Genomic DNA, 26,513 nt, shown 5'->3' with positions numbered 1-26,513 from the left:
CAGAGGTTTACGGGACACAAGTCCCGCGTTCCTGGACTTGGGTAGGTTGGAAAAGGCTTGGCGCTCGGGCAGGAGCTGTATGCTAAAGGCGTCACAGCCGATACGCGGCAAGAGCGCTGCTAAGTCGGCGCGGAGATTGCGCAGGCTTTGCGACCCCTGTCAAAGGAAACCGCACAGCCCTCGCTGCACCGCACCATTGCTAACTCGGTCTAACCGTGGGGTTTTTCAAGCACCTTGTCGAAAAACCGCGAAGAACCGGCTGTCGGAGGCTTCCTGCCTGCACTGGGCTTCGCTATCTGGACAGACCGGAGATGGCGCGGGCGGCGGCGTCGACCACCGCGCCGGACACCCTGACCACCGTAGCGAATCCGGCCAGGATCTTGGCAAGGTCTCCGCAGGATCGGGGAGAGCGAAATGACGAAGCGCGGCGTCGACTCGGAAAATCGTGGTTCGAACGATCGCCCTGAGGGCGATTCTGTCGGCGGATCCGGCGCTGGCTTCGACAGCGTCGCCGTTGTCGGCGGCGGCGCCTGGGGGACGGCCTTGGCGCTGACAGCCTTGCGGGCCGGGCGCTATCTTCGGCTCTGGGCGCGCGAGCCGGAGGTGGTCGAGGCGATCGATCGGCGCCATGAGAACGAGGTCTTCCTGCCCGGTGTGCCGCTGCCTGAGGTCTTCTTCGTCAGCAGCGATCTGCCGACGGTCTGTGCCGATGCCGAGGTCGTGCTGTTGGTGGTGCCCTCGCAGTTCCTACGCGCGGTAGCGGAACAGGTGGAGGCCGCGTTGCCGGCCGGCGTGCCCGTCATCGTCTGCGCCAAGGGCATCGAGCGGGAGACCGGCCTGCTGATGACCCAGGTGGTGGAGCAGGCCATGCCGGGTCGTCCGTTGGCGGTGCTCTCGGGCCCGACCTTCGCTACCGAAGTCGCGGCCGACCAGCCCACTGCCGTGACTTTGGCTGCAGCCGAAGGGGAGGGGGCGCTCGCCGCGCGTTTGGCGGCTGCCCTCAGCACCCCGACCTTCCGCATCTACGCCGGCCAGGATCCGGTCGGCGTCGAGGTCGGCGGCGCCGTCAAGAACGTCATCGCCATCGCCTGCGGGATCGCCCAGGGGCTGGGTTTCGGCTCCAACACCCGCGCCGCCCTGATCACCCGGGGCCTGGCGGAAATCAAGCGTCTGGCCGAGGCGCTCGGAGGTGCACGCGAGACGGTCAGTGGCCTGGCCGGATTGGGCGACCTGACCTTGACCTGTTCCAGCGAGCAGTCGCGCAACTTCTCCTTCGGTCTGGGACTGGGGCGGGGCGAGACGGCCGAGGCACTGCTGGCCGGTCGTCAGGCGGTGGTGGAGGGCGTGATCAACGCGGTGACGGTGACGGATCTGGCCCGCAAGTTGGGCGTCGAGCTGCCGATCTGCGAAGCCGTTCGCGCCGTGGTCCACGAGGGCCAGCCGATTGCCGAGGCTATGACGGGTCTGTTGCACCGTCCTCTCACGCGAGAGCTTGGAACGTCCTAAGCCTCCGCCACCACCGGGCGGCGGATCAAGGCGGCGACGAAGGCTCCTGCGGTGAAGAACATCACCAGGGAATAGATGCCGGCGGGCACGATCATGGCCTCGTTGCCGAGCAGGGTGGCCGCGACGAAGATCGCCAAAGTGCCGTTCTGCAGGCCGGTCTCCAGAGAGATTGCGATGCCGGCGCGGCGGTCCAGCCGGGCGGCACGCGCGACCGTCCAGCCGAGCGCCATGGTCGCCAGATTGAGCGTCAGCACCGCCGCACCGACGTCGCCGAAGCTGCGGCGTACCAAGTCCCATTCCGCGGCGACGGCGCCGATGACGATCAGCACGAAGAGGGCGGTGGCGAGCACGCGGGCCGCCGGCTCCAACCTCAGGGCCGTCGTGGAGGCCCAGCGGCGCAGCGCCATGCCGAGCAGGACCGGTATCGTGGTGATCGCGAAGATGCCGGCCACCGTCTCGCCGAGCGGCAGGTGGGCCGCTTCCCGCCCCAGGAACAGGTCGATGCCGAAGTTTACGATGAAGGGAAGGGTGATCACGCTCGCCAGCGAGATCGTCGCCGTTAGGCTGATTGACAGGGCCGTATCGCCCTTGGCCAGATGTGTCAGCAGGTTGGAGGTCACGCCGCCGGGACAGGCGGCAAGGATGAGAAAGCCGACGGCGAGCACTGGGTCGAGGCCGAAGGCGGCTTGCCAACCCAGCACCACCGCCAGCGCGATGAGTGGCAGAAAGAGCATCTGGCAGAGCGCGCCGATCACGAAGGCCTTCGGCCGGAGAACCACGCGCCTGAAGTCGTCGAGGACCAGCGCGAGCCCCATCGAGAACATCATGAAGGCCAGCGCCAGCGGCAGAACCACCTGCGTGACTATGTCCAACTTTCCGGCCCTCCGCGCGCTCCGGCCTCTAGGCGTCTCGGACGAGTGAGCTAGGCCTGAGCCAGGTCCTGCTCCAGGCCGGCGAGGCCGAGGCGAAGAATTTGGCGGCTGCGGAAGATGACCATTTCGCGCCAGTCGACGTCATCGGGCGCGAAGTGGTCCTTGATGGCCTGCTTGATCTCTTGGGTCGTCGGATCGTCCCAATCGACATTACCGCTGTTGTGCAGCCAGTGGTCGGCGCGCAGCACTCTCAATCCGTTGACCGGCGGGAACGTGCCGTACTCCAGGGCGACGAAACTCACCGTCTCGCCGAGCAGGCGCTCCCAGCCGGTCTCCGCCAGCCCGGTTTTCGGCACCGAGGAGGAGGTGCCGAGGCGCGGTTGCGTGACGGAGCGGCCGTACCAGCGCTTCGCACGCTCGACGTTCACGGAGTCCGGTGTGTGATCGCTGATCGGCTCTCCGTAGCCGAAGGGGCCGAGACCTGTGTGATAGTCGACGACGGCGACCAGATCGCGCTCCGCCAGGTTCCACTGCGCCACGATTTTTTCCAGCGTGCGCCGCGCATGGGTCGGTCCGGTGCCGCCGTAGAACACGCCCCCGGCATGGCTGTATTGGCCGCCGGTCCGGGCCATCATCAGGCCGATCTGTCCGTGCTGATCGCGGTAGGCCTCGATCGCCGCGTCGGCTGCCGCCAGCGTCGGCGCGTCGAGGGACTCCGGCACCAGATGCTTCGCCAGGGCGTCGTAGCCGGGGTTTTCCGGCAGCGGCAGCGTGAAGTCGATGAAGTTGCGGTTGAGGTCGACGCCTTCTTCGGTCACGCGCCGCAGCCAGGCGTAGCCGTAGGGGTTGATGGCATGGACCGCCAGCAGGGCTACGCCTTTAGGCAGACGATCTGGACCGCCGGAGCGGATCCAGTCGAGCATGGCCGCTGAGCCCGGAAAGCCCTCGGACCCATGGGTCGAACTGACCATCACCAGGACGCCGCGCGCGTCCTCTGGACCGAACCAGGCGGCGTCGGTGGCCAACTCCTCGCCCTTGGGTCCGCGATGAGGATTGACGAAGGCGACCGCCTCGACGCCCTGCTGCCGGCAGGCCGCGAGAAAGCTCTCACGCGCGTTGGCGTAGTCCTGGGGAAAGCAGGTTTGGGCGGCGGACAGCAGATCCATGTCGGGGTCCTTCGTGAAGGGCTGACGGGCAAGTGCGACAGAGTCGCGACGGTAGTGCCAGCGGCGCGCCGACTCCACCCCTTGCGATGCACTTCTGCGATGTCGTGAGAGCAGTGGCGTTACCGGCGATCGTCCGAATCGCCGCCGGTTACGACTGCGCGGCTGGCTTGCTGGGCGCCGGTCGGACTGCGGTCGGCGATCTCGCGGATCATCTTGGCGAGAATGGCGTTCCGGAAGGATTCGCCCCGGTCGGCCGTCATCACGAAAGCACCGAAGCCGCCGATCACGGAGATCGTGTAGTGGTCGGCCAGCGGCATGCCGCCGGGTCCCGGATAACCGCCGCCGGGGCTGCGCAGAACCAGCGCATTGATTGTAATGCCGGACAGTACGGCCTCGTCGCGGGCTGCCTCGACCGGTCGTCCGCCGCGCTGCGGACCGTCGCCGGAGACGTCGATCACCTTGCGGGCGCCCTCGAAGGAGTTGGCGCGGATCAGGCCGGCCGAATAGTCGATGGCGCCGGAGATGGAGTTCCAGCCGCGCGCCGCTCTCGGCTGGCGGCGCAGGTCCGCGGCGAAGGCCGCTGCGGACTCAGGCCCGTCGATCACCGTCCAGTCCACGATGGTGTGCTGCGAGTCGGCAGCACCCCATTCGACGTAGGCCAGCGCGATCCGTCCGGTGCCACCGGCCGCGATGGCCGAAAGCACGTTGGGGTGGGTGATGGCTGCGGCGTAACCGTCGCGCTGCAGCCGCAGCTCCTGGTCGTCGATCGAGCCGGAGCCGTCTGCTGCCAGCACCAGCTCCAGATCGACAATGGTTTGAGCCGGAGCGGTTTGAGCTGCGGCCGGATTCGTAGACCCGATCGCGGCACCGATTGCCGTTACGACGACGAGCAAAAAGGCACGAAGGGTGGTGCGGAGGGGCACCGGCCCGGCTTTCTCGGACTCGCTTCGCGTCCTAAGCGGCTGCCGCTTCGTGCTTGCGAATCATGGCGAACAGCTCGTCTTTCAGGGCCAGGCGCTTGCGTTTCAGCTCCTCGGCATGCTCGTCACTGACGACCTCGATCTCCTGTTCGACACGGCGAATTTCTTTGTCGATCTCGTGATACTGGTCGAAGAGCCGGGCGAAGTGCGCGTTCTCCGTCTTCAAGGTATGAATCGTCTCGCGATGCTCCGGCAACTCGTGCACCAGATCGTGATGTTCGCCGTACATAGGCCAAGCCCTCCGTCACTTAGATCTTTCGTCCAATCGGGACCGAACGACAAGCCTCGCAGGGTGAGGGCTGCCGGCGCGTTGACCCAGATCAGGCGGCGTTGGTCGCTCGGCGAATTCCCACAGAATCCCTGAGGATGACGGCAGTCGCGTGCGGACCTATGCTCCAAGATGGAAACTATACGGTGCCGAAGGCCGACGTAGCCGGGCGCTTCAGGAGGGAAGATCGTTCGTGACCGAGATCAAGGACTCGGTGCCTTTGGGCGTGGTTCTGGAAAAGCGGTCGGTCGAGCACCGCTGGATCAAGCACGCTTGGCGCCCGGTGGCCGTGATTCCAGGCGCACCGCAGCTCGATCCGGAGGGCCCCTGGCGTAGTCTCAGGTCCGGCGCGGGTGAGGAAGAGGGCGCGGTCGGGGCCTGGGAGCACTTTCATGCCGGCACCTTGGCGTGCGAGCTTTTCCGCAAGGAAACCGAAGGCTACAAGGTCAATCTCAGCCAGGAGCCGCCTCGGGTCTTCGTGGTTCTGCGCGCCGGAGCGGACCTGGAGGTGGCGCACGAGTGGGTGCCGGTTCACGTCACCGTCTGCCCGTACGAGGCGCAGGACTTCCTGGACAGTGGCGAGGATCTGGTCGAACCGGTCGTCATGCCGCCGGACTTGATCGCTTTCGTCCAGGCGTTCGTCGACCGCCATCACGTCGACCAGCCTTTCTACAAGCGCAAGCGTAAGCCGCACGATCCGCGCAAGGTCGGCTTCGGCAAGCGGTCCGAGCATGGCTGAGGATGACGCCCCCTTCCTCTCCCGCTGGGCGCGCCGCAAACAGGCGGTGCGCGAGGATGAGGTCCGGGAGAAGACGGCCGAACCGACGCTCGAACACCCACAGCTCTCGACAGAGGATGCCGAGATCGCTCAGTCCCCGGCTCCGGATCGCCCCCTGACGCCCGAGGAAGTTGCGGATCTGCCGGATCCCGATACGCTCGAGCCGGGGAGCGATTTCAAGGCATTTCTGCGCGAAGGGGTGCCCGAGGAACTGAAGCGACGCGCGCTGCGGCGGCTCTGGCGCAGCAACCCGGTGTTCGGTTTTCTCGACGGCCTCAATGACTACGACCTCGACTATACGGATGCCGCGACCGTCGTCGCCAATCTCCAGACCGTTTTCAAGGTCGGTAAAGGCGTGGTGCTTCCCGAAGAAGAAGAAAAAGAAAGAGAGATCGCCCGGCCGGATATGGAAGCGGCAAGCGACGGGACGGTCGAGGAGGAGACAGCGGATCGCGACGGTTCGGCTGATCCTGACGCTGATCCCGACAGGGAGGCGGTCGTTGCGACAGATCAGCCCGAGTCGCCAGATGAGAATAGGGTCCCGGGAGTTGAAGATGCTCTCCCAGTCACACCTCAGGCGGATCTATCGGCACCCGATGCTCCGGAGGTGGCAACACTCGGCGGTGAGTTCCCGCAGCCCGAGAAGGGGCGGGCGGCACAGCGTCGATGGGGTGGCTTTGCGCCGGCTCCCAGTCGCGCTGACGCGGCTTCCGATAGCTCGGGCGATCTGTGAGGCCCTGAATTTGGGGTCGGTAACCATAATAATCGTGAGAGATTATCGAGGCGATCCTTCGGTTCGGCCCTGCTTCCACAGCAGGATTTTGTGTTCGCACCTGCAGCATGTCCCAGTGTTGACACAGCCCTTGACGACGGCCTCTAATGCACTGAACGAAACAAGAAAAATCCCTGGTATGACTGGGGTTTTGCGGGTTTCAAGGTAGCTCGCAGAGAGAGGTTTCCGGAGTCGGCTGAGCCGGTTTGGACCCTTCTTTCTCGAAGTCGCCACGGCCCGTCAGGAGGGATAAAATTGGCGCAAGTCGCCGAGACGAGCCTAGATCGAGAGATCGCGGAAGAAGATCGCTTGCGCGCCGACTGGTACGGCTTGCTCGCGCGCCTGCTCGGCGACGCGCCCGACCGGGCGTTGCTTGACCGGATCGCGGAGCTGGGCGGCGGCGAGGGAGAACTGGGCGAGACTCTGACCGTTCTGGCGCGCGCGGCCCAGGCCGCCGACGCTGCCGAGGTGCGGCAGGAGTACTTCGATCTTTTCGTCGGTATCGGTCAGGGCGAGTTGGTTCCCTTCGGTAGCTACTATCTCACCGGATTTCTGCACGAAAAGCCTCTGGCCAAGCTTCGCCAAGACATGCGGCGCCTCGGCTTGGCGCGCGCCGATGACGTTAAGGAGCCGGAGGACGGCATCGCCTCCGAAATGGAGATGATGGCGGCGCTGATCACCGGAGCCTTCTCGGCACCGGCCGACCTGTCGGCTCAGCGCGCGTTTTTCGAAAGACACATCGCGGTTTGGGCGCCCCGGTTCTTCGAGGACCTGGAGGCGGCCAAGGCCGCGCGTTTCTACATGCCGGTCGGCACGCTCGGTCGCCTGTTCATGGCGATAGAGGCGCAGGCTTTCGAGATGGCCGCTTAGGAGGCCGTTCGGCGCGAGGCGCCGGACTTGGGGCCGGCGGCGGGCCCCACCTGGGATCGGGAGGACGCCGCATTGGAGCAACGGTTCACCAGAGGACAAAGGTGAAGCCCATGGACAAGAACGAGAAGACGGGCGTGAGCCGCCGTGACTTCTTCCGCACCGCCACCCTCGGGTCGGCGGCGGCGGCCGGAGCCGCGATTGCGCTTGGTACCGACGAGGCCGAGGCGGCCGAGACGGTAACCTCGCCCACGGCGGCGGGCTATCGCGAGACGGCCCTCGTCAAGACCTACTACGACCTGGCCAGGTTCTAAACGAACTCGGCTCGTTTTAAAAAACTCAGGAGAGGTCAATGCTAACGAGAAAGACGAATGGGGTTGCAACTGGCCCCCGTTTGTCGAAAGCGCTGAGCGGCTTGGCCGGCAGCGCGATTGACCGCCGTACCTTCCTGAAGCACTCCGGGCTTGCTGCTGGCGGTCTCGCCGTGGCCGGTGCCCTGACCTTCGGTAAGGTGAAGAAAGCGTCCGCAGCGGCTCCGGCCAGCGGTGCCGTGCAGATCAAGAAGTCGGTTTGCACCCACTGTTCGGTCGGCTGCACGGTGATCGCGGAGGTTCAGAACGGCGTTTGGACGGGTCAGGAACCGGGCTGGGACAGCCCCTTCAACCTCGGCGCTCACTGCGCCAAGGGCGCGTCGGTGCGCGAGCACGCGCACGGCGAGCGCCGCTTGAAGCATCCCACCAAGCTGGTCGACGGCAAGTGGCAGAAGGTCAGCTGGGAAGAGGCGATCGACGAAATCAGCGGCAAGATGCTGGAAATCCGCGAGTCCAGCGGTCCTGATTCGGTCTATTGGCTCGGTTCGGCCAAGCACAACAATGAGCAGGCCTACCTGTTCCGCAAGCTTGCCGCGTTCTGGGGGACGAACAACGTCGACCACCAAGCGCGCATCTGCCACTCCACCACGGTCGCCGGCGTCGCCAATACCTGGGGCTACGGCGCGATGACCAACAGCTACAACGACATCCACAACAGTCGGGGCATCTTCCTGATCGGCGGCAACCCCGCCGAAGCGCACCCGGTGTCGTTGCAGCACGTGCTGAAGGCCAAGGAACAGAACAACGCGCCGATGATCGTGCTGGATCCGCGCTTTACCCGGACGGCGGCCCACGCCGACGAGTACGTGCGCTTCCGTCCCGGCACCGACGTGGCTCTGGTTTGGGGTATTCTCTGGCATGTGTTCGAGAACGGCTGGGAGGACAAGGAATTCATCCGTCAGCGCGTCTGGGGCATGGATCAGATCCGGGCCGAGGTGGCCAAGTGGACTCCCGACGAGACCGAGCGCGTCACCGGCGTGCCGGGGTCGCAGCTTCGGCGCGTCGCGCGCACGCTGGCGAACAACCGTCCCTTCACCATCATCTGGTGCATGGGCGGTACGCAGCACACCAACGGCAACAATAATACCCGGGCCTACTGTACCTTGGGTCTCGCCCTTGGCGTGATTGGTACCTCCGGCGGCGGCACCAACATCTTCCGCGGCCACGACAACGTGCAGGGGGCAACCGACCTCGGTGTGCTCTGTCACACGCTGCCGGGCTATTACGGCCTGAAGGCCGGCTCCTGGAAGCATTGGTCCCGCGTCTGGGACGTCGACTACGAGTATCTGAAGTCGAACTTCGCCAGCAAGGATCTGATGGAGAGCTCCGGCGTGCCGGTCTCCCGCTGGTTCGACCTGGCACTCGAGGCCAAGGAAGATCTGGACCAGCCGGACAACCTGCGGGCCATGGTCTTCTGGGGTCACGCTCCGAACTCTCAGACCCGTCTGCCCGACATGCAGAAGGCGATGAAGAAGCTCGATCTCCTGGTGGTGATCGATCCCTTCCCGACGATGACGGCCGTCATGCACGACCGCACCGACGGCGTCTACCTGCTGCCGGCGACGACGCAGTTCGAGACCTACGGCTCGGCGACGGCCTCCAACCGTTCGCTGCAGTGGCGTGAGGCGGTGATCGATCCGCTCTTCGACTCGAAGACGGACCAGGAGATCATCTATCTCTTCGCCGAGAAGTTCGGTTTCGCCGACGAGATGTTCAAGCAGATCACCGTCAACGGAACCGTGCCCTCGATCGAGGACACGCTGCGCGAGATCAACACCGGCATGTGGACGATCGGCTACACCGGTCAGTCTCCGGAACGCCTGAAGCTGCACATGCAGAACCAGGCCACCTTCGACAAGACCACCCTTCAGGCGAAGGGCGGTCCGGCCGACGGTGACTTCTACGGCTTGCCTTGGCCCTGTTGGGGCACCGCCGAGATGAACCACCCGGGGACGCCAAATCTCTACGACACGTCCAAGCCGGTGGCCGAAGGCGGTCTCTGCTTCCGCGCCCGGTTCGGCGTGGAGCGGGAAGGCGAGAACCTGCTCGCCGAAGGCAGCTACCCGGTCGGTTCGGAAATCACGGACGGCTATCCCGAGTTTACGATGGCCATGCTCCAGGAGCTCGGTTGGGACAGTGACCTGACCGCCGAAGAGCGGTCCGCGATCGAAGCCGTTGCCGGTGAGAAGACGAACTGGAAGACCGACCTCTCGGGCGGTATCCAGCGCGTCGCGATCAAGCATGGCTGCGCACCCTTCGGAAACGCCAAGGCACGTGTCGTCGTTTGGAACTTCCCGGATCCGGTGCCGTTGCATCGCGAGCCGCTCTACACCAATCGGCGGGACCTGGTGTCCGACTACCCGACCTACGAGGATCGGCGTCTGTATCGACTTCCGCTCCTCTACAAGTCGATCCAGGAGAAGGATTTCTCTCAGGATTACCCGATCATTCTGACGTCGGGCCGACTGGTCGAGTACGAGGGCGGCGGTGACGAGACTCGCTCCAACCCCTGGTTGGCCGAGCTTCAGCAGGACATGTTCGTCGAGATCAATCCGGTGGATGCCAACAATGCCGGCATCCGCGACGGGCAGATGGTCTGGGTGCACGGTCCCGAGGGTTCGAAGGTCAAGGTCAAGGCCATGGTCACGGAGCGTGTCGGAAACGGGGTGGCTTTCATGCCGTTCCACTTCGGCGGTCACTGGCAGGGCGAGGACATGCGGAGCAAGTATCCCGCTGGTTCCGACCCCTACGTGCTCGGTGAGGCCTGCAACACCATGCAGACCTATGGCTACGACGTGGTCACCAACATGCAGGAGACCAAGGCCACTCTCTGTCGGATCGAGCCGGCTTAAGGGCCTGAGGGAGAAACTCTAATGGCAAGAATGAAGTTCCTCTGCGACGCCGAGCGCTGCATCGAGTGCAACGCCTGCGTCACGGCCTGCAAGAACGAGCACGAAGTCCCTTGGGGCGTGAATCGTCGTCGGGTCGTCACCATCAATGACGGCAAGCCGGGCGAACGTTCGATCTCGGTGGCCTGCATGCATTGCTCCGATGCGCCCTGCATGGCGGTCTGCCCGGTCGACTGTTTCTACCAGACCGACGAAGGCGTGGTTCTCCACTCCAAGGACCTCTGCATCGGCTGCGGCTACTGCTTCTATGCGTGCCCCTTCGGCGCGCCGCAGTATCCGCAGGCGGGCAACTTCGGTAGCCGGGGCAAGATGGACAAGTGCACCTTCTGCGCCGGCGGTCCGGAGGAGAACAACTCCGCCGAGGAGTTCGCCAAGTACGGTCGTAACCGTCTGGCCGAGGGCACCCTGCCGCTCTGTGCGGAGATGTGCTCGACCAAGGCGTTGCTGGCCGGTGACGGCGATACCGTCTCGGATATCTACCGCGAGCGCGTGGTTGCCCGCGGTTTCGGCTCCGGCGCCTGGGGTTGGGGCACCGCTTACGAGCAGAAGGGCGGTTCCTGATCGCTCGATTGCGGTTCGGTTGGTCCGGCCTCTGTGTCGGGGCGGTCGAAGCGTGATTGTTCGGTAAGGTTCTGGGGCGGCGGGCTTCTGGGTTCGCCGCCCCTTGCCTCCCGTGGGGAGGCCCGATGCGTAGGTCCAACAACAATAGTTGTCAGTCCCGTTTGGCCGTTCTGTCTGGAGTTTCCATTCGATGGCGCGCGGGAGAAGACGACAAGAGACAGGCTTCGGCGATGCGGCCCGGTACCCGAGGTTCGGTGTCGGATGGGCGGTGATCGAACGAAAGCGGCCTCGGCGCTGGGCGTTAACGGGAGTGCCGCTACAGGGGGCCAACGAGGAGGGGTGATCAGATGAAGTTCAAGAGCAAAACGCTCGCGTTGACAACGATGGTTATGCTCGGCGGCCTGTTCTTGGCGGGCTGCAAGGAAGAAGAGCAGGACCGTATTCTCATGTTCCAGAAGGGCACGTACCTGGGACAGGATGACAACAGCATGGGTGGGACGACGGCTGAAGAACTGCGCGCCCGCGCCAAGAACCAGGGCGCGCTCTAGCGGCGCTCCCGAGCGGCTCTGCGAAGCTGCTACAGTTAGGGATATCAGGCAGATGAAGCTGATCGATCTACTTGTCCGGCGTCTTGGCCTTACCGCCTTGGCACTGGCGATCGTCACAGTTCTTGCGGCGATGACGCTCACCGGAACCGAAGCCGTGGCCCAACAGATACAGGGCCGTGAAGTTCCGGAGGAGGCTTTGACCGGCGGCGCCGTCCCAGGCGGATCTTTGGGCAGTGCGAGCGATGCCGAGATGTGGCGTGCGGTTCGCGGCGGTATCCAGGGCGAGGTGTCTATACCGGACAGCAAGGCGGGGATCCTGGTGCAGTCGGAAGGCGAGAACTGGCGGAACGTCCGCAACGGTCCGCTGATGGTTTACGGGTCCTGGCTCCTGCTTGGGATGATCGCTCTGCTCGCGCTGTTCTTCGTGCTGCGCGGCCGCATCAAGATCGAGGCAGGCCCCTCGGACCGGACCATCGAGCGGTTCGGTTTCATCGACCGTTTCGCTCACTGGCTGACGGCGACCTCCTTCGTGATCCTCGCCCTGACCGGCATCAACCTGCTGTGGGGCCGCTTCGTGCTGATGCCCGTGCTGGGGCCGGAGGCTTTCTCCTGGCTCACCATTGCCGGCAAGTATGCGCACAACTTCCTGGCCTTCCCCTTCATGCTGGGCATCACGCTGATGTTCGTTCTCTGGGTGAAGCACAACATTCCCAACAAGTACGATCTGATCTGGCTGTCCAAGGCCGGAGGATTGTTCACGAAGCACAGCCATCCGCCCTCGAAGAAGTTCAACGCCGGTCAGAAGGTGATTTTCTGGTCCACGGTTCTCGGCGGTTTGTCTCTGTCGCTGTCGGGTATCGCGATGATGTTCCCCTTCGAGTTCGATATCTGGGCCAAGACCTTCGCGGCTCTCAATATCTTCGGTTTCGGGTTGCCGACCGAGGTAACGGCGATCCAGGAAATGCAGCTCTCCACCCTTTGGCACGGGGTGGTCTCGCTGGTTCTTATCGCGATCGTCGTCGCGCACATCTACATCGGCTCGCTCGGTATGCAGGGGGCCTTCGCGGCCATGGGGTCCGGGCAGGTCGACGAGAATTGGGCGCGGGAACATCACAATCTCTGGGTCGCCGAGGTGCGTGGCGAGACGCCGCCCCAATACGGCAAACATCCTCAGCCGGCGGAGTAACCGAATGCGACCACTGCCTCTCCTGTCGGCGATCTGCTTGGCGGCGGGCCTCCTGTCGACGGCCCCCGCTGCCTTGGCTTTGACCCAGGAGGAAGCGACGGCGCTGGTGGCCGAACGTTACGGCGTCGAGGTTTTGAGGGCCCAGGCCAGCGAGGTCGATGGACAGCGCGCGTGGCTCCTGACCGTGATGGAGCCGGGTGGAACGTCCAACAGCGCCTTTCGGGTCACCCGTCTGGCGGTGGATCGGGAGACCGGGGACCTGATCCCCTCCTTCCGACACGGTAGCAGCGGGTATCAGCTGCCGGGGTCGGGCGGCCGCTTCACGCGCGACACCGTGCAGCCAAGCCGCGCTGCGGGCACAGTTTGGCGATAGCTTTATATACCGGACTCGCTTGACTCCGACCGTTGCCGGACCCGACTCTCCGGCAGCGGTCGCTTTCGTTCCAACCCGCTTCATCGGTGAAAAAGGGAGGCGCGTGAATGTTCTGGCGGGTGCTTTTGATCGGTTTGATTTTCGGATCGACCGCCCTGGCGCAAGGGGGCGGGCCGTCGCGCCTCGTCGCCACCTTGTTTGCCGACGCCGCGCCGGTGCTGCCGGTCGCGGTCGACGTCTATGACGACTCGGAACTGAACGTGCAACTGCGCGACGATTTCATCGCTGCCTTGCAAACTCAAGGAGTCACCGTCGACCCTACGGCGCCGCTCCAGCTCATGCTGGACCTTCAGGTGCGCCAGGGCGAGATGGAGAGAACCGGTCCTACCCTGGGACGCGCGGAAACCAATCTGGGCGACGCACAGGTCGACGTCAACGTCCTGTCCAATACCGAGGATTCCGTCCTGGGCGGTCGGCGCAGCGAAACGGGTGTCCGTATCCTGCGCGAAGGACTGGTGACCTTGAGCGCCCAACTGCGCGACCCGGGACAGAGCGAGGTGGTCTGGCAAGGCGATGCCTCCACGGCCATGGACGCGCGGGGTCTGGAAGGCTTGGCACCACTACTGGTCGCGCCCTTGGCTGAAAGCTACGGTCGTAACGTCGACAGTAACCTCAACCTGCGCCCTTAGAGCGTGACCGTCACAAGCGGAGCCACGCTCGAACGGTTACGCGCAAGCCGTTGCCGCCCACCAGGCGTTCAAGGCGGCCTCGTCGGGTGGCAGTTCGGTCAGGGTCTCGAGACGGGTCGGTGCCGCGTCGGCAACGAAGCTGCGCCAGGCCGGTAAAAACTCGTGACGCACGGCGACCACCATGGGAACGGGCTTTGCCAAGGCTTTGCGCAGGGCCGACGCCATTCCCAGGCCACGGCCCTCCAGGGGGCCGAACTTGTCGACGATCAGCAGGTCGGTGGAGCTGGCGGCTGCGCGTTCCAGAATGCGCGCCATGGTCGCCACGCCATCGGGCAGCAGATGCCAGCGGCCGACGACGATTCCCTCGCGGTAAGGTTGGGTCAGGGGCGTCGCTCTATCCGCTTTCAGTGCACGCAGTTGCAGGCCCGATTTCGTTCCGGGCTGACTCCAGAGCGTTTCAATAACAACGCCGTCGACGACCACGCCCTCTGCCCGCCGGCGTCCGGCAAAGTCGGCAAGCAAATCCGACTTCCCGTCATTGGGGGCATAGACCAGAGTAGCGAGGGGAGCGCCTATCATAGCGTGCGTCCTTTGCCAGCCGCTGGGTCCTCATGCAAGCGCTTGGAGGGAAGAGGCGGTTTTTGCTACAGTCGAGGCCATGTTGGAAAATTGGCGTAAAGCCATGAATTTTTGGGCAAAAAGCTGCGCGCTGCTGGGGCTTGCCGCAGCTTTTTCGATCGTGTCGCCAGGCAGTCCCGCATGGGCCGAATTGCTCGGCCATGGCGGGTTCGTGAAGGGGGTCGCCGTCGCGCCGGACGGCAAACGCGCGCTCACCGGTTCCTTCGATTACACGGTGATCCTGTGGGACCTTCCCGAGCAGCGTGCGCTGCAGGTGCTCGATGCACACCAGGCTTCGGTCAACGCGGTCGCTCTCTTGCCGAACGAGCGCGCCGTCTCGGCCAGTGACGACGGCACTTTGCGCGTCTGGGATACCGCAGCTGGCCGAGAGGTTGCGGTTCTGGAAGGCCATGAGGGCAAGGTCCAGGGCCTTGCGGTCTCCGCGGATGGAACCCGCGCGGCGTCGGCCGGCTGGGACGGCAGCGTCCGCTTGTGGGACCTTCAGGCGCTTGAGCCTCTCGGTGTTTTCGAAGGACATCGAAGCACGGTCAACGCCGTGGCCTTCTCCCCGTCGGGAGAGCAGTTGCTCTCGGCTGGCTTCGATTTGACGCTGCGGATCTGGCGGGTCAGCGACGGAACCCAGCTTGGCGAACTCTCCGGCGGTGCGGTCGGCTTCACCTCCGCCGTTTGGCTGCCGGATGAGCGTCACGCGGTCACAACGCAGGTCGACGGCTCCGTGCGCCTTTGGGATTTGGAGACGGGAACGGAGGTCGCGCAACTCGGTGAGCATCCCGAGGCCTCCGCCTTCGCTCTTGCTGTCTCGCCGGACGGTCGTCTGGCGGCATCTGCCGGGACCGACCGCGTCGTTCGCTTGTGGGATCTGGAGACCCGGCAGCCGGCGGCCGTTCTGGACGGTCATCTGGCGCCGATCTGGTCGCTCGCCTTTTTCGACGACGGCAAGAAGCTGATCTCCGGCGGCGCCGACGAGGTGGCGCGGGTCTGGGATCTCGAGCAAGGCACGGAGATCGGCGTTTCGGTGGCTTCCGGGGCACGGCCGCTGTCGGACCTGGCCACTGCCGACCCCTCTCTGGAGAGGGGCGCCGAAGTCTTCCGCAAATGCTCAGTCTGCCACGACGTGCAGCCGGGTGCGTCCCGGCGCGCCGGACCGACACTGCATGGCGTTTTCGGCCGTCCGGCGGGGGCGGTGGCCGACTACAACTACTCGCCGGCGCTGACGGATACGGAGATCGTTTGGAACGCCGAGACCATCTCTCAGCTATTCGACGAGGGGCCGGATATCATGACTCCCGGCACAAAGATGCCGATCCAGCGGATCCCAAACGCCGAAGATCGGGCGGCACTGATGCGCTACCTCGAGGTCGTGACCGAGTAGAGTGCGGTCGGGGCAGGTCCGATGAATAGGCTTTAACCTACTGAATAAATAGGATAGTCATGCGGTGGAAACTGCCCTTTGCCTCTGCGCAGCTGTGCAATAGAATACCGAAAAACAGGGTTTGGAGGGTTCTTTCATGAAAGCCTTTGTCGCTGGCTGCACTGCGGCCGTCGTGATCGCGCTCGGCGCATACTTCATTCTCGGCTCTCTGGGCATGGACGCCGGCAGCGTCTTCTCAACGTCGAACGTTCGTCTCGACGGTTAAATCTGGGAGCGGGCCCAGTTCTCGTCGCGCAGCGGTTCTGCCTGCGCCGCAGGGCCGCTATTCCCTGGTCGCTCCGGCGGCCCGCAAGATCTCCTCGATCTCCGTTGCACCCACATCCTGAGCGGCTTGCAGGGCCGTCCAGTCGTCGTCCGCAACGAGATCCACCGACGCTCCAGCTTCCAGAAGCAGCCTGACCGTCTGCAACGCCCCGACGTTGGCGGCGCGCATCAGCGGTGAGATACCTTTGGCGTCGCGCAGATCGGGATCGGCACCGTTCTGCAGCAGGATCAGAACCGTCGAGGGGTTTCCGAGCTGTGACGCGGCATAGAGCGGCGTTTCTCGGGACTCCGTCTCTCGGGCGTTGGGGTTCGCACCGGCTTCCAGCAGAAACAGGACCGTATCGATCTGAGCGTTGTCGACCGCGTCGTGGAGCGGAGTGCGGCCATCGTAGGGATTGATGCTGTCGACGGCTATGCCGGCCGCCAGCAATGTCTCGACGAGGGCCGTGACGCCTTCCTTGGCGGCGATATGAAGTGCGGTGCCTTGCAGTTCGACCGCAGCCGTCGGATCGGCACCCGCCTCCATCAGCAGCCTGGCGATCGGAACGCTGTCGTCCTGCCGTCCGGCGGATGATCGGGATGCCCGGGCCGTGGCGAGCAGAGGCGTCATCCCATCGTCGGCGGCCGCGCTGACATTGGCTCCGCGGGCAATCAACTCTGCCACCAGCGGGATATTCTTCGAGAAGGCAGCGTTGATCAGCGGCGTATTGCCGTCCTTTTGATCCCGTGCCTCGAGATTGGCCCCTGCTTCCAGCAGTGCGACCGCCGGCCCCAGGTTGCCGCGCCGCGTCGCGATCAAGAGCGGTGTGTTGCCGTAGTCGGTCTCGCGCAGATCGACGGCCGCGCCGGCGTCGATCAGAACTCTGGCAACCTCCATCCGGTCCTCGTAGGCGGCATAGTGCAAGGCCGTCCAGGCGTCGTCGGGCGTTGCGGCGTCGAGCTTCGCGTCTGCGGCGATGAGTGCCTTTGCAGCCTCCGCCGATCCGAAGATCGCGGCAACCTGCAGCGGTCTATTGCCGCGTGGGTTGAGGCCCTCGATGTCGGCGCCGCGCTCCAGGGCGATCGCAATCATCGCCGGCTGGTCGGCGCGGGCGCCGAGGTGCAGGAACTGCAGCGCGGCTTCCGGGGTTTCCGGCGCTTCCAGACCTTCGGGCAGGCCGTCTTGCTGGGCTGTCGCAGGAAGGGCTGGGACGACCAGAGCCAGCATGAAAAGCAGAGGGAAGATCACGCGCATACCGCCAAGGTAACCGATCGGTCCAGTCACGGCCACGCCATGCATTCACACGGCGATTCCCTCCATCGTGCGCTCGCTGCCCGGGCTCTACTCCGCTGCGTTCTGCGTCTCGACCGGCTCCACCCGGGCCGCGCAGAACTTGAACTCCGGGATCTTGCCGTAGGGGTCGAGCTGCGGGTTGGTGAGGATGTTGGCTGCCGCTTCGTTGAAGCAGAAGGGGATGAAGACCATCCCCGGTGGCACGCCGGCGTCGGCTCGCAGAGTGATCTCGATCGTGCCGCGCCGGGTGGCGATGCGTACCGTCCCTCCGGTTTGCAGACTCAGTCGACGGATTTCGACCGGGTGGAGGCTTGCCACCGCTGCCGGCTCCAGGTCGTCGAGCACGCCGGCGCGGCGCGTCATGGCGCCCGTATGCCAGTGCTCCAACATGCGTCCGGTCGTCAGGACCATGGGGAAATCGGCGTCCGGCAGCTCGTCCGGCGGCAGCAGGTCGACCGGTACGATCCTTGCGCGACCGTCGTCCGTGGGAAATCCCTCTGCGAACATGACTTCCGTACCCGGTACATCCGGTGCATCGCAGGGATAGGTTACGGAGTCTTCGCGCTCCAGCCTGTCCCAGGTGATGTTCGCCAGACTGGGCATCACCTGCGCCATTTCGGCGAAGACTTCGGGAGGCCCGTCGTAGTCCCAGTCGAGACCGATCTGCTTGGCGAGCGCTTGGACGATCCACCAATCCTGCCGTGCGGCGCCAGGCAGATCCAGAACCGGCCGGCCGATCTGAACCTGACGGTTGGTGTTTGTGTAGCTCCCCAGCTTCTCGGCGTGGGCCGAGGCGGGCAGCACCACATCTGCATGCCACGCCGTTTCGGTCAGGAAGATGTCCTGCACGACCAGGTGCTCGAGCTTGGCCAGGGCCTTGCGGGCGTGGATCTGATCGGGATCCGACATGGCCGGGTTCTCGCCCAGTATATACATGCCCTTGATGGTTCCGGCCGCGATCTCCTGCATGATTTCGACCACGGTCAGGCCCGCCGCCGGATCCAGCTCGCTGCCCCAGAACTCTTGGTATTTGGCGTGTATCTCCGGAGTCTCGACCGACTGATAGTCCGGATAGACCATCGGGATCAGGCCGGCGTCGGAGGCGCCTTGGACATTGTTCTGGCCGCGCAGAGGGTGCAGCCCGGTCCCCGGGCGGCCGATCTGCCCGGTGATTAGAGCCAATGCGATCAGACAGCGGGTGTTGTCGGTCCCATGAACGTGCTGGGAGATGCCCATGCCCCAGAAGATGATCGAGCGTTCCGAGGTCGCGTAGAGTCTGGCGACTTCGCGAATCGTCGGCGCGTCGATCCCGCAAACCTCCGCCATCAGTTCGGGGCTGTAGGCGGCGATACGCTGCTTGAGTTCTTCGTAGCCTTCGGTCTGGGCTTGCACGTACTGCGCGTCGGCCAGGTTCTCGGTGACGATGACATGAAGCAGGGCGTTGAGCAGGGCGACGTCGCTGCCTGGTTTGAACTGAAGATTGTGGGAAGCGTAGCGTGCGAGCGTGTCGTGACGGCGCGGATCCATGATGATCAGTTTGGCGCCCTGCTTGGCGGCCTGTTTGAGATAAGTCGCGGCCACCGGGTGGTTCTGTTCAGGTTTGGCACCGATAACGACGATGCAATCGGACTCGAGGGCGGCGTTGAAGGAAATCGTCACGCCGCCGGAGCCGATGCCTTCCATCAAAGCGGCAACCGAGGAGGCGTGGCAGAGCCGTGTGCAGTGGTCGACGTTGTTGGTACCGAAGCCGGTTCGCACCAGCTTCTGAAACAGATAGGCCTCCTCGTTCGAGCCTTTGGCCGAGCCGAAGCCTGCCAGGGCCTTGCCGCCGTCGCGGTCTCGAATTGTCGTCAGTCCCTCTGCCGCAACCTCCAGCGCCTCTTCCCAGGTCGCTTCGCGGAAGTGCGTCCAAGGGTTGGCCGGGTCGACCTCGTCGTCCCCTGTCTTGGGTGCGTCGTCACGCCGGATCATCGGCACCGTCAGCCGATGGGGATGGCGTACATAATCGAACCCAAAGCGACCCTTGACGCAGAGCCGGTTCTCGTTCGCCGGTCCGGCCCGGCCGTCGACCTGCACGATCTGGTCGTCCTTGATATGAACCTTGGTCTGGCAGCCCACGCCGCAGTAGGGGCAGATGCTGTCGACCGTCTTGTCGGCGTAGACTTGGCGCTGACCGGCCGAGTCGAGCAGTTTCGCTTCCATCAGGGCACCGGTCGGGCAGGCCTGCACGCATTCCCCGCAGGCCACGCAGGTCGAGTCTCCCATCGGACTGTCGAAGTCGAAGACGATCTTGGCGTCGTGGCCTCTGAAGGCCATGCCGATCACGTCGTTGACCTGGACGTCACGGCAGGCTCGGACGCAAAGGTTGCAGTGGATGCAGGCATCCAGGTTGACGGCAATCGCCGGATGACTGACATCCATCTTCGGCGCTTGGCGTGCCGGGAAACGGCTTTCGGTCACGCCGACCTTGTCCGCCCATCCCCAGAAAGCGGAGTCCGGGTCGTGACTCGTTTCGCGCGACGGCTGGTCGGCGACCAAAAGCTCGAAGACCATGCGGCGCGCCGACTCGGCTCGGTGCGAGTTGGTCACGACCTGCATGCCGGCGCGCGGTGTTCGAATGCAACTGGCCGCCAGCGTGCGTTCGCCCTGGATCTCCACCATGCAGGCGCGGCAGTTGCCGTCGGCTTGATAGCCCGGTTCGGGTGCGTAGCAAAGGTGGGGAATTTCCCATCCGCTGCGTTTGGCGACCTGCCAGATCGTCTCGCCCGGACGGGCCTCGACCTCGTAGCCGTCGAGAATGAAGGGAACGGTTTCGATCTTTTCGATCACCGACATCTTTGTCTCCCGCGCGCTACGCTTGGAGGTCTTCGGGGAAGTAACGCAGAACGGACAGGAGGGGGTTCGGCGCCGCCTGGCCCAAGCCGCAGATCGATGCGTCGCGCATGGTCTCCGCCAGCTCCGACAAGAGCGCGATATCCCACACTGGATCCTGCATCAGCTTGACGGTCTTCTCCGTGCCGACGCGGCAGGGCGTGCACTGGCCGCAGGACTCGTCCTCGAAGAAGCGCATCAGGTTCAGCGCCGCCTGCCTGATGTTGTCTTGATCGGACAGCACGACGACAGCGGCCGAGCCAATGAAGCAGCCGAACTCCTCGAGCGTTCCGAAATCGAGCGGAATGTGGTCCAAGTGCGCCGGCAAGATGCCACCCGATGCGCCGCCGGGCAGATAGCCCTTGAAGCGGTGTCCGTCGCTCATGCCGCCACAGTATTCCTGTATCAGGTCGCGCACGGTGATGCCGGCCGGAGCCAGCTTCATGCCCGGAGTCTTGACGCGGCCCGAAACGGAGAAGCTGCGCAGACCCTTGCGGCCGTTGCGGCCTTGACTGGCGAACCAGCCGGCGCCCCGTTCGACGATTTCGCGAACCCAGTAGAGAGTCTCGACATTGTGCGTCAGGGTCGGGCGCCCGAACAGACCGACCTGGCTCGGGTAGGGGGGTTTGTGTCGGGGATAGCCGCGCCGGCCTTCGAGGGACTCCAGCATGGCCGACTCTTCACCGCAAATGTAGGCGCCGGCGCCGCGCCGCAGTTCGACGGTTATGCCGTTTAGGACCCCCGCCTTGCGAAGCTCGGCCAACTCCCGCTCTAGGATAAGCTGAATGGCTGGGTACTCGTCGCGCAGATAGATGAATAACCGCTCCGCCTCGACCGCCCAGGCGGCGATCAGCATTCCTTCCAGAAAGCGGTGCGGCCAGCGCTCCAGATAGTAGCGGTCCTTGAAGGTGCCGGGTTCGCCCTCGTCGGCATTGACCGCCAGCAGCCGCGGTTTCGGCTGTTGAGCGACCAGACGCCATTTCTGCCCGGCCGGGAAGCCTGCGCCGCCCAGGCCACGTAGGTTCGAGTTGGCCAGGAGGTCGGTGATCTCCTTGGCACTGCGTGAGCCGTTCCGGCAATCGTCCAGCAGCCTGTAGCCACCGCCGCTCCGGTAGGCCTGCAGATCTTCGTAGGAGGCCGCGATGGGGTGGCGTTCGCTCCTCCGGTAGGCACCCTCCGCCGCCTGGACGACGCGCTCCGGTGTTGCCGCGTCCACGTGGCGATGGCCCACTTCGCAGGTCGGGGCCGTATCGCAGCGCCCCATACAGGGTGCGCGCACGACACGCACGGCGTCACCGAGCCCGGCGTCAGCGAGGGCGTCCGGTAAGTTGTTCAAAAGTTCGGCTGCGCCGAACAGCTCGCAGGTGAGAGAGTCGCAAACCCTTACGGTGAGTGGCGGCGGCGGCGTTTCGCCGTCCAGCACGATGTCGAAGTGGGCGTAGAAGGAGGCGACTTCGTAAACCGCCGCCATCGGCAGGCTCAATTCGTCGCCCAGGGCCTGCAGGTGGCGGGCCTGCAGGCAGCCATGGGTGTCTTGCAGCAGGTGAAGATACTCGATCAGCAGGTCGGCGCGCCGCGGCCGCTGGCCGAGCAAGCTGGCGACTTCTTCCTGCGCTTCGGGCTCCAGAACGCGTCCGCGCGGCTCCGTCGGTGCCTTCCGCCGGCCTGAGCCGGGGTGGATCTTGCGTTTCATCGCCACGCCGTTGCCCTCGGGCATCGCTCCACCTTCTAACCTGTGCCGTCTATTCGGCGGCTTCACTCGCGGTTCTCAGCCTTCGCTGCGATCCTCTTCGTCGGGATCGACGACTGTCAGGCTGACTTTACTCGTGTCGATCAGCAGCTTCCCGGCGTCTTCGAAGTTGACCGTGACACGGCTGCCGATCGCCGACTGCACTTGTCCCAGGCCCCATTCGGGTTTTTCCGGATGACGCACCATTGCACCCGGCACCAATTCCACGTTCATGCGCTTCCTCCCTCCATCGCCCGAAACTTCTTCGAGACCGAGACCCGAGACTAGGAGGTTGTGGCACACCACCCCTTGACGCAGGGCAACTGCGACTGGTCAGTCTATGGTCCTGGGTCGGTGCGTTGAAATCTCAGGAGCGACGCCAGCTTGCCGCTATGCGGCGGGAGGGCGGTCTAGCGTGAAGAAGGAGGGGGAATAAACGATGGCAGCTGCAGCGGACCTGCGTTTGTCGGAGTTGTTGGCTTCCAAGCTGTGTCACGACCTCGTGGGACCGGTCGGTGCGGTCAACAACGGTATGGAGTTGCTGGCCGAAGACGACCTGCTCATGGGGGACGAGGCGGTCAAGCTGGTCAATTCGAGTGCTCAGCATGCCGGTACTGTGCTGCAGTTCTACCGCTTGGCCTACGGAGCCAGCGGCGGCGGCGTGACCGACTACGGCATGGTCCGCGATCTCGTCGAGAAGATGCTGCAACACCAGAAGTCGGTTTTGGTGTGGCCCGAGAACCTGCCGGCCATGCTGCCGGCCAGCCTTCCCAAGCTGATCCTCAACCTCAGTCAACTGGGGGCGGAGAGCCTGCCTCGTGGCGGCAAGGTGGTACTAGCGATCGTCGGCGCTGGCGCCGGCGCCGACCTGACCGTTACCGCGCAAGGCATTGACGCCCGGTTGCGTCCGGAAAGTGAAATCGGTCTCGACGAGCATGCCGAGATCGACGATCTCACGCCGCGCAACGTTCATGCCTACTTCACTCAACAATTGATCCGTCTCTCGGGCAGCCAACTTTCCGTGGCGACCGATACGCCCGGCGAAGTCAGCTTTTCTGCGACAATCGTCGAGTGAGAGCGTCTCCGAGTTCCCGCCGTGCACGGCAGCGCTTCGGACTGCCCTAATCGCCGAAATCCCTTGCGTGTGCGAGTGAATTGCATTAGCGTCGCGAATGAGAATGGTTCTCAGTTATTTGCAGGTTTATTCAACCTAAAATGGCTGGCAACCGTTCGCGCTTCGCTTTCTGTCGCTTTCAAGAAGCCGACGGACGACGAGGCGGACGCAAACAGGAGAACTTGGAGGATCATAAGGACAATGCGCGTCACCCGAGGCGAATCAACCCGGCGCGGACTTCTGGCCGGCGCTGTCGGCGCCGCCCTGATCGCCACCGCCGGCCTTCCCGGCCAAGCCCAGGCCGAGGGCGAACTCAACATCTACTCTTCTCGTCATTACGATACCGATGAGCGGCTCTACAGCGATTTCGAGGAGCAGACCGGTATCACCATCAACCGGATCGAGGACAGTGCCGACGTTCTGCTGGAGCGCATCAACAGCGAAGGCGCCAACAGCCCGGCAGATCTGTTGATCACGGTGGATGCCGGCCGTCTTTGGAAGGCTGAGGAGATGGGGCTTCTGGCCCCTGTTGAGAACGACCTCCTCAACGAACGGATCCCCAGCCACCTGCGTGATGACGAGGGGCACTGGTTCGGCTTTTCGAAGCGTGTGCGGGTGATCTTCTATGACAAGAACGATGTGGAAGCGCCGCCACAGACCTACGAAGCGTTGGCCGATCCGCAGTACGAGGGCATGGTCTGTACGCGCACCTCGTCGAACATCTACATGCTCTCCCTGATGGCCGCGCTTATCGATCACAAGGGAGAAGAGGCGGCCGAGGAGTGGGCGGCCGGTGTCTGGGCCAACCGGGCACGCGATCCGGAAGGCGGTGACACCGATCAGATTCGCGCCATCGTCTCCGGCGAGTGCGAGATCGCGGTTGCCAACACCTACTACTTCGCCCGCGCCCTGCGTAAGGATGTCGACGGTCTGTCCGGCAGCACGGACATGGTTGGCTGGGTCTTCCCGAACCAGCAGACGACTGGATCCCACGCGAATATTTCAGGCGCCGGTGTCGTGGCAACCGCACCGAACCAGGAAAATGCCATCAAGTTCCTGGAGTACTTGGCCAGCGATCAGGCGCAGCAGTACTTCGCGGAAGGCAACGACGAGTATCCGGCTGTCGTCGGCGTGGAGTTGCCCGACAGCCTTAAGGAGATGGGCGACTACGAAGAGGATGGGATCTCGCTGACGGTCTATGGTGCCAATCAGGCGCTGGCACAGCAGATCTACGACCGAGTCGGCTACGAATAAGCCGACCTTCGAGTGATCGAGCGACGAGGGCGCGTCCTGCGAAGGGCGCGCCCTTCATCGTGAGGGGACATCGCGCGTTCGAAGCAGGGGGTTGTCACCGGGCTTGCCAACTCGTTCGCTGCGCCAGCTCTTTCGCTGCGAGTGCCGTCTAACCGCGATACCCCGGCCGCGACTTCATGATTTCCCGGCTGAGCAGGATGACAGGCAGCAACCCGACGGCCACGATCGCCAGAGACGGAGTTGCGGCCTCGGTCAGTCGCTCGTCGCTGGCCAGGCGGTAAGCCTGCACGGCGAGCGTATCGAAATTGAAGGGGCGCATGATCAGTGTGGCCGGCAACTCCTTCATCACATCGACGAAGACGATCAGTCCGGCCGTCAGCAGTCCGCCGCGCAGCAATGGCATGTGGACGCGGCGCAAGGCGCTGCCGCTGCTGGCACCGAGCGTGCGGGCGGCGTCGTCCATCGCGGGCGTGACTTTCGCCAGGCTGGACTCCACCGTGTTCAGGGCCACCGCCATGAAGCGGACCAGGTAGGCGAAGACCAGGCCGGCGATGCTGCCGGTTAGCAACAGGCCGGTCGACAGACCGAAGGTTGCACGCATCCAGGCATCTAACGCGTTGTCGAATCCCGCCAGCGGGATCAGCACGCCCACCGCTATGATCGATCCCGGAACGGCGTAGCCCAGGCTTGCCATGCGGTTGGCGCTCCGTGTCACCAGGCCAGGACTGAGACGGGCGGCATATGCCATGGAGAGGGCCAGTCCGACGGCTAGGACCGCGGCGACGCCGGCCAGAGTGAAGGAGTTGAACACCAGCTTTAGATAGCGTGGTCCGAAGAGGTCGTGTCCCCCGCTGAAATGCATCTCGACCAGAATGACGAGCGGCAGCAGGAATCCTAAGGCCAGCGGCAAGCCGCAGACGGTCAGGGCCGCCGCCGCACGCCAGCCCACCAGGCGATAGCCCGGAAGCTCCTGATACTTGCGGCCGGTCTGAAAGTAGCGGGCGCGACCGCGTTGCCAGCGTTCAAGGAATAGCAGCAGGACGACGAAGCCGAGCAGGCTGGCGGCCAGCTGTGCGGCCGCAATCCGATCCCCCATGGAAAACCAGGCCCGATAAATGCCGGTGGTGAAGGTTGGCACCCCGAAGTGAGCCACGGTGCCGAAGTCGGCCAGCGTTTCCATCAGCGCCAGCGCCGTGCCGGTCACGATGGCCGGACGGGCGAGCGGCATGGCGACGTGGCGAAAAGAAGACCAGGCGCTGCGACCCAGTGTGCGGCTGACCTCGAGCGCGCAGACGGACTGGTTCAGGAAGGCCGTGCGCGCCAGAAGGTAGACGTAGGGATAGAGCACCAGGGTGAACATCAACCCGGCGCCTTCGATCGAACGAATCTGAGGGAACCAGTAGTCGCGCGGGCCCCAACCGGTCAGCTCGCGCAGCAGTGTCTGGACCGGGCCGGGGTGCTGCAGGAAGTCGGTGTAAGCGTAGGCGATGACGTAGGCGGGGAATGCCAAGGGGAGGATCAGAGCCCACTCGAACAAACGCCGACCGGGAAAACGGCACATGGTAACGAGCCAGGCCGTGGCGACGCCGACCAACAACACACCGCCTCCCACCAGGACCGTGAGATAGAGGGTATTGACGATGAAGTCGGGCAGCACAGTCTCTGCCAGATGCTGCCAGGCACCATCGCTCCTTTGAAACAAGCTCGCGAACACCCCAAGGACCGGCAAGGCCAGTAGTCCGGCAACCGCCACGGCCGTAGCGGTGAGCCAAGTGCCGGACTTGAGCCTGGGAGCCTTCGTCTCGGGCGTCTCCCGCTTCAGACTTGCGGTTACGCGGCGCGACGATGACGGGGTGGGTTGGGCGAGATCGGTCATCGAACTGGGCACATGGACGGGCGCGGAGCCGTCTCCTCGGTGATCGCCTTTTCGGGTAAGCGGCCAGTCGCAAGGACGCTCATCTCGGCAGTCGTAGCGTTGCCGGCGGAGCTGGCATTGCTCTGGATCATGCAAGTGTAAGCAGGAAATATGCAAATGCGAAGCGTTCGCGAGCTTCTCGCATCATGATTTTCTGAATACCGCCTCGACGATTT

The 26,513-nt window shown here is 64.4% G+C and carries 25 protein-coding genes; 15 read left to right on the top strand and 10 right to left on the bottom strand.

What is annotated here, in order from left to right:
- The first annotated feature begins 414 nt into the window (after positions 1-414).
- Positions 415-1,506 carry an NAD(P)H-dependent glycerol-3-phosphate dehydrogenase gene (locus DBZ32_RS06975; RefSeq protein ID WP_119166434.1) on the top strand — a complete coding sequence of 364 codons (1,092 nt, stop codon included), beginning with the start codon at positions 415-417 and terminating at the stop codon, positions 1,504-1,506.
- Here the strand turns inward: DBZ32_RS06975 and DBZ32_RS06970 are convergent.
- From DBZ32_RS06970 to DBZ32_RS06955, 4 genes are all read right to left on the bottom strand, one after another.
- Positions 1,503-2,378, bottom strand: a complete 876-nt coding sequence (locus tag DBZ32_RS06970) for a bile acid:sodium symporter family protein (protein ID WP_119166433.1) — start codon at positions 2,376-2,378, stop codon at positions 1,503-1,505. The genes DBZ32_RS06975 and DBZ32_RS06970 overlap by 4 nt on opposite strands.
- Positions 2,379-2,428: 50 nt before the next feature.
- Positions 2,429-3,544 carry a M14 family metallopeptidase gene (locus DBZ32_RS06965; protein ID WP_119166432.1) on the bottom strand — a complete coding sequence of 372 codons (1,116 nt, stop codon included), beginning with the start codon at positions 3,542-3,544 and terminating at the stop codon, positions 2,429-2,431.
- A gap of 119 nt (positions 3,545-3,663) precedes the next feature.
- Complete coding sequence (locus DBZ32_RS06960) at positions 3,664-4,467, bottom strand: DUF1194 domain-containing protein (protein WP_208539136.1); 804 nt, start codon at positions 4,465-4,467, stop codon at positions 3,664-3,666.
- 31 nt (positions 4,468-4,498) lie between these two features.
- A complete protein-coding gene (locus tag DBZ32_RS06955; RefSeq protein ID WP_119166431.1) occupies positions 4,499-4,753 on the bottom strand; it encodes a YdcH family protein in 255 nt (84 codons plus the stop codon).
- Between the two features lie 232 nt (positions 4,754-4,985).
- Here DBZ32_RS06955 and DBZ32_RS06950 point away from each other — a divergent pair, with 232 nt between their 5' ends.
- From DBZ32_RS06950 to DBZ32_RS06905, 10 genes are all read left to right on the top strand, one after another.
- Positions 4,986-5,531, top strand: a complete 546-nt coding sequence (locus tag DBZ32_RS06950; RefSeq protein ID WP_119166430.1) for a DUF3305 domain-containing protein — start codon at positions 4,986-4,988, stop codon at positions 5,529-5,531.
- Complete coding sequence (locus DBZ32_RS06945; RefSeq protein ID WP_119166429.1) at positions 5,524-6,303, top strand: DUF3306 domain-containing protein; 780 nt, start codon at positions 5,524-5,526, stop codon at positions 6,301-6,303. The genes DBZ32_RS06950 and DBZ32_RS06945 overlap by 8 nt, the downstream gene beginning before the upstream one ends.
- A gap of 294 nt (positions 6,304-6,597) precedes the next feature.
- Positions 6,598-7,212 carry a TorD/DmsD family molecular chaperone gene (locus tag DBZ32_RS06940; RefSeq protein WP_119166428.1) on the top strand — a complete coding sequence of 205 codons (615 nt, stop codon included), beginning with the start codon at positions 6,598-6,600 and terminating at the stop codon, positions 7,210-7,212.
- Positions 7,213-7,322: 110 nt separating this feature from the next.
- Complete coding sequence (locus tag DBZ32_RS06935) at positions 7,323-7,523, top strand: formate dehydrogenase (protein WP_119166427.1); 201 nt, start codon at positions 7,323-7,325, stop codon at positions 7,521-7,523.
- 38 nt (positions 7,524-7,561) lie between these two features.
- The gene (locus DBZ32_RS06930) at positions 7,562-10,432 is read left to right on the top strand and encodes a formate dehydrogenase subunit alpha (RefSeq protein WP_119166426.1); all 2,871 of its coding nucleotides are present in this window, start codon (positions 7,562-7,564) and stop codon (positions 10,430-10,432) included.
- A 21-nt stretch (positions 10,433-10,453) separates the two neighbouring features.
- On the top strand, positions 10,454-11,050 hold the full coding sequence (gene fdh3B / locus DBZ32_RS06925; protein WP_119166425.1) for a formate dehydrogenase FDH3 subunit beta: 597 nt from the start codon (positions 10,454-10,456) through the stop codon (positions 11,048-11,050).
- 347 nt (positions 11,051-11,397) lie between these two features.
- Positions 11,398-11,598, top strand: a complete 201-nt coding sequence (locus DBZ32_RS06920; protein WP_119166424.1) for a hypothetical protein — start codon at positions 11,398-11,400, stop codon at positions 11,596-11,598.
- A gap of 52 nt (positions 11,599-11,650) precedes the next feature.
- The gene (locus DBZ32_RS06915) at positions 11,651-12,784 is read left to right on the top strand and encodes a formate dehydrogenase subunit gamma (protein ID WP_235830091.1); all 1,134 of its coding nucleotides are present in this window, start codon (positions 11,651-11,653) and stop codon (positions 12,782-12,784) included.
- Between the two features lie 4 nt (positions 12,785-12,788).
- Positions 12,789-13,157, top strand: a complete 369-nt coding sequence (locus tag DBZ32_RS06910; protein WP_119166423.1) for a hypothetical protein — start codon at positions 12,789-12,791, stop codon at positions 13,155-13,157.
- Positions 13,158-13,264: 107 nt separating this feature from the next.
- Positions 13,265-13,846 (top strand): hypothetical protein, encoded by a 582-nt coding sequence (locus tag DBZ32_RS06905; protein WP_119166422.1) that lies wholly within the window; start codon positions 13,265-13,267, stop codon positions 13,844-13,846.
- 36 nt (positions 13,847-13,882) lie between these two features.
- Here the strand turns inward: DBZ32_RS06905 and DBZ32_RS06900 are convergent, their stop codons facing one another.
- Entirely contained in the window at positions 13,883-14,425 is a 543-nt protein-coding gene (locus DBZ32_RS06900; protein ID WP_119166421.1) for a DUF2478 domain-containing protein, read from the bottom strand.
- Between the two features lie 103 nt (positions 14,426-14,528).
- On the opposite strand from DBZ32_RS06900, the gene DBZ32_RS06895 reads away from it, so the two are divergent.
- Both DBZ32_RS06895 and DBZ32_RS22635 read left to right on the top strand, forming a co-directional pair.
- Positions 14,529-15,857 carry a c-type cytochrome gene (locus DBZ32_RS06895; protein ID WP_162906614.1) on the top strand — a complete coding sequence of 443 codons (1,329 nt, stop codon included), beginning with the start codon at positions 14,529-14,531 and terminating at the stop codon, positions 15,855-15,857.
- A 136-nt stretch (positions 15,858-15,993) separates the two neighbouring features.
- Complete coding sequence (locus DBZ32_RS22635; RefSeq protein ID WP_268877937.1) at positions 15,994-16,122, top strand: hypothetical protein; 129 nt, start codon at positions 15,994-15,996, stop codon at positions 16,120-16,122.
- A gap of 57 nt (positions 16,123-16,179) precedes the next feature.
- Here the strand turns inward: DBZ32_RS22635 and DBZ32_RS06890 are convergent, their stop codons facing one another.
- Genes DBZ32_RS06890 through DBZ32_RS06875 form a run of 4 tightly spaced genes read right to left on the bottom strand, consistent with a single transcriptional unit; the run spans position 16,180 to position 22,288 of the window.
- The gene (locus DBZ32_RS06890) at positions 16,180-17,445 is read right to left on the bottom strand and encodes an ankyrin repeat domain-containing protein (protein ID WP_162906613.1); all 1,266 of its coding nucleotides are present in this window, start codon (positions 17,443-17,445) and stop codon (positions 16,180-16,182) included.
- Positions 17,446-17,502: 57 nt separating this feature from the next.
- A complete protein-coding gene (fdhF, locus tag DBZ32_RS06885) occupies positions 17,503-20,289 on the bottom strand; it encodes a formate dehydrogenase subunit alpha (RefSeq protein WP_119166418.1) in 2,787 nt (928 codons plus the stop codon).
- 16 nt (positions 20,290-20,305) lie between these two features.
- Positions 20,306-22,042: an NADH-ubiquinone oxidoreductase-F iron-sulfur binding region domain-containing protein gene (locus DBZ32_RS06880; protein WP_119166417.1), complete on the bottom strand. Its 1,737-nt coding sequence runs from the start codon at positions 22,040-22,042 to the stop codon at positions 20,306-20,308.
- A 51-nt stretch (positions 22,043-22,093) separates the two neighbouring features.
- Complete coding sequence (locus DBZ32_RS06875; protein ID WP_119166416.1) at positions 22,094-22,288, bottom strand: DUF3553 domain-containing protein; 195 nt, start codon at positions 22,286-22,288, stop codon at positions 22,094-22,096.
- A 205-nt stretch (positions 22,289-22,493) separates the two neighbouring features.
- Between DBZ32_RS06875 and DBZ32_RS06870 the strand changes: the two genes are divergently transcribed.
- Together DBZ32_RS06870 and DBZ32_RS06865 are read left to right on the top strand one after the other, a co-directional pair.
- On the top strand, positions 22,494-23,129 hold the full coding sequence (locus tag DBZ32_RS06870; protein ID WP_119166415.1) for a histidine phosphotransferase family protein: 636 nt from the start codon (positions 22,494-22,496) through the stop codon (positions 23,127-23,129).
- A gap of 240 nt (positions 23,130-23,369) precedes the next feature.
- A complete protein-coding gene (locus tag DBZ32_RS06865) occupies positions 23,370-24,422 on the top strand; it encodes an extracellular solute-binding protein (RefSeq protein ID WP_119166414.1) in 1,053 nt (350 codons plus the stop codon).
- 148 nt (positions 24,423-24,570) lie between these two features.
- On the opposite strand, the gene DBZ32_RS06860 is transcribed toward DBZ32_RS06865, so the two are convergent.
- A complete protein-coding gene (locus tag DBZ32_RS06860; protein WP_119166413.1) occupies positions 24,571-26,298 on the bottom strand; it encodes an ABC transporter permease in 1,728 nt (575 codons plus the stop codon).
- Between the last annotated feature and the right edge of the window lie 215 nt (positions 26,299-26,513).

Origin of the sequence: Algihabitans albus, from assembly GCF_003572205.1 — a bacterium.
Lineage (GTDB): Bacteria > Pseudomonadota > Alphaproteobacteria > Kiloniellales > DSM-21159 > Algihabitans > Algihabitans albus.
The sequence above is the reverse complement of the archived record's forward strand: the minus strand, read 5'-3'. Positions and strand labels throughout refer to the sequence as shown.

What these genes read in the sequence shown, in the direction of transcription:
- DBZ32_RS06975 (WP_119166434.1), top strand. Translation starts at nt 415, where the DNA reads ATGACGAAGCGCGGCGTCGACTCGGAAAATCGTGGTTCGAACGATCGC.
- DBZ32_RS06965 (WP_119166432.1), bottom strand. Translation starts at nt 3,544, where the DNA reads ATGGATCTGCTGTCCGCCGCCCAAACCTGCTTTCCCCAGGACTACGCC.
- DBZ32_RS06955 (WP_119166431.1), bottom strand. Translation starts at nt 4,753, where the DNA reads ATGTACGGCGAACATCACGATCTGGTGCACGAGTTGCCGGAGCATCGC.
- DBZ32_RS06945 (WP_119166429.1), top strand. Translation starts at nt 5,524, where the DNA reads ATGGCTGAGGATGACGCCCCCTTCCTCTCCCGCTGGGCGCGCCGCAAA.
- DBZ32_RS06935 (WP_119166427.1), top strand. Translation starts at nt 7,323, where the DNA reads ATGGACAAGAACGAGAAGACGGGCGTGAGCCGCCGTGACTTCTTCCGC.
- DBZ32_RS06930 (WP_119166426.1), top strand. Translation starts at nt 7,562, where the DNA reads ATGCTAACGAGAAAGACGAATGGGGTTGCAACTGGCCCCCGTTTGTCG.
- fdh3B (WP_119166425.1), top strand. Translation starts at nt 10,454, where the DNA reads ATGGCAAGAATGAAGTTCCTCTGCGACGCCGAGCGCTGCATCGAGTGC.
- DBZ32_RS06920 (WP_119166424.1), top strand. Translation starts at nt 11,398, where the DNA reads ATGAAGTTCAAGAGCAAAACGCTCGCGTTGACAACGATGGTTATGCTC.
- DBZ32_RS06915 (WP_235830091.1), top strand. Translation starts at nt 11,651, where the DNA reads ATGAAGCTGATCGATCTACTTGTCCGGCGTCTTGGCCTTACCGCCTTG.
- DBZ32_RS06910 (WP_119166423.1), top strand. Translation starts at nt 12,789, where the DNA reads ATGCGACCACTGCCTCTCCTGTCGGCGATCTGCTTGGCGGCGGGCCTC.
- DBZ32_RS06905 (WP_119166422.1), top strand. Translation starts at nt 13,265, where the DNA reads ATGTTCTGGCGGGTGCTTTTGATCGGTTTGATTTTCGGATCGACCGCC.
- DBZ32_RS06900 (WP_119166421.1), bottom strand. Translation starts at nt 14,425, where the DNA reads ATGATAGGCGCTCCCCTCGCTACTCTGGTCTATGCCCCCAATGACGGG.
- DBZ32_RS06895 (WP_162906614.1), top strand. Translation starts at nt 14,529, where the DNA reads ATGAATTTTTGGGCAAAAAGCTGCGCGCTGCTGGGGCTTGCCGCAGCT.
- DBZ32_RS22635 (WP_268877937.1), top strand. Translation starts at nt 15,994, where the DNA reads ATGAAAGCCTTTGTCGCTGGCTGCACTGCGGCCGTCGTGATCGCGCTC.
- fdhF (WP_119166418.1), bottom strand. Translation starts at nt 20,289, where the DNA reads ATGTCGGTGATCGAAAAGATCGAAACCGTTCCCTTCATTCTCGACGGC.
- DBZ32_RS06880 (WP_119166417.1), bottom strand. Translation starts at nt 22,042, where the DNA reads ATGCCCGAGGGCAACGGCGTGGCGATGAAACGCAAGATCCACCCCGGC.
- DBZ32_RS06875 (WP_119166416.1), bottom strand. Translation starts at nt 22,288, where the DNA reads ATGAACGTGGAATTGGTGCCGGGTGCAATGGTGCGTCATCCGGAAAAA.
- DBZ32_RS06870 (WP_119166415.1), top strand. Translation starts at nt 22,494, where the DNA reads ATGGCAGCTGCAGCGGACCTGCGTTTGTCGGAGTTGTTGGCTTCCAAG.
- DBZ32_RS06865 (WP_119166414.1), top strand. Translation starts at nt 23,370, where the DNA reads ATGCGCGTCACCCGAGGCGAATCAACCCGGCGCGGACTTCTGGCCGGC.
- DBZ32_RS06860 (WP_119166413.1), bottom strand. Translation starts at nt 26,298, where the DNA reads ATGACCGATCTCGCCCAACCCACCCCGTCATCGTCGCGCCGCGTAACC.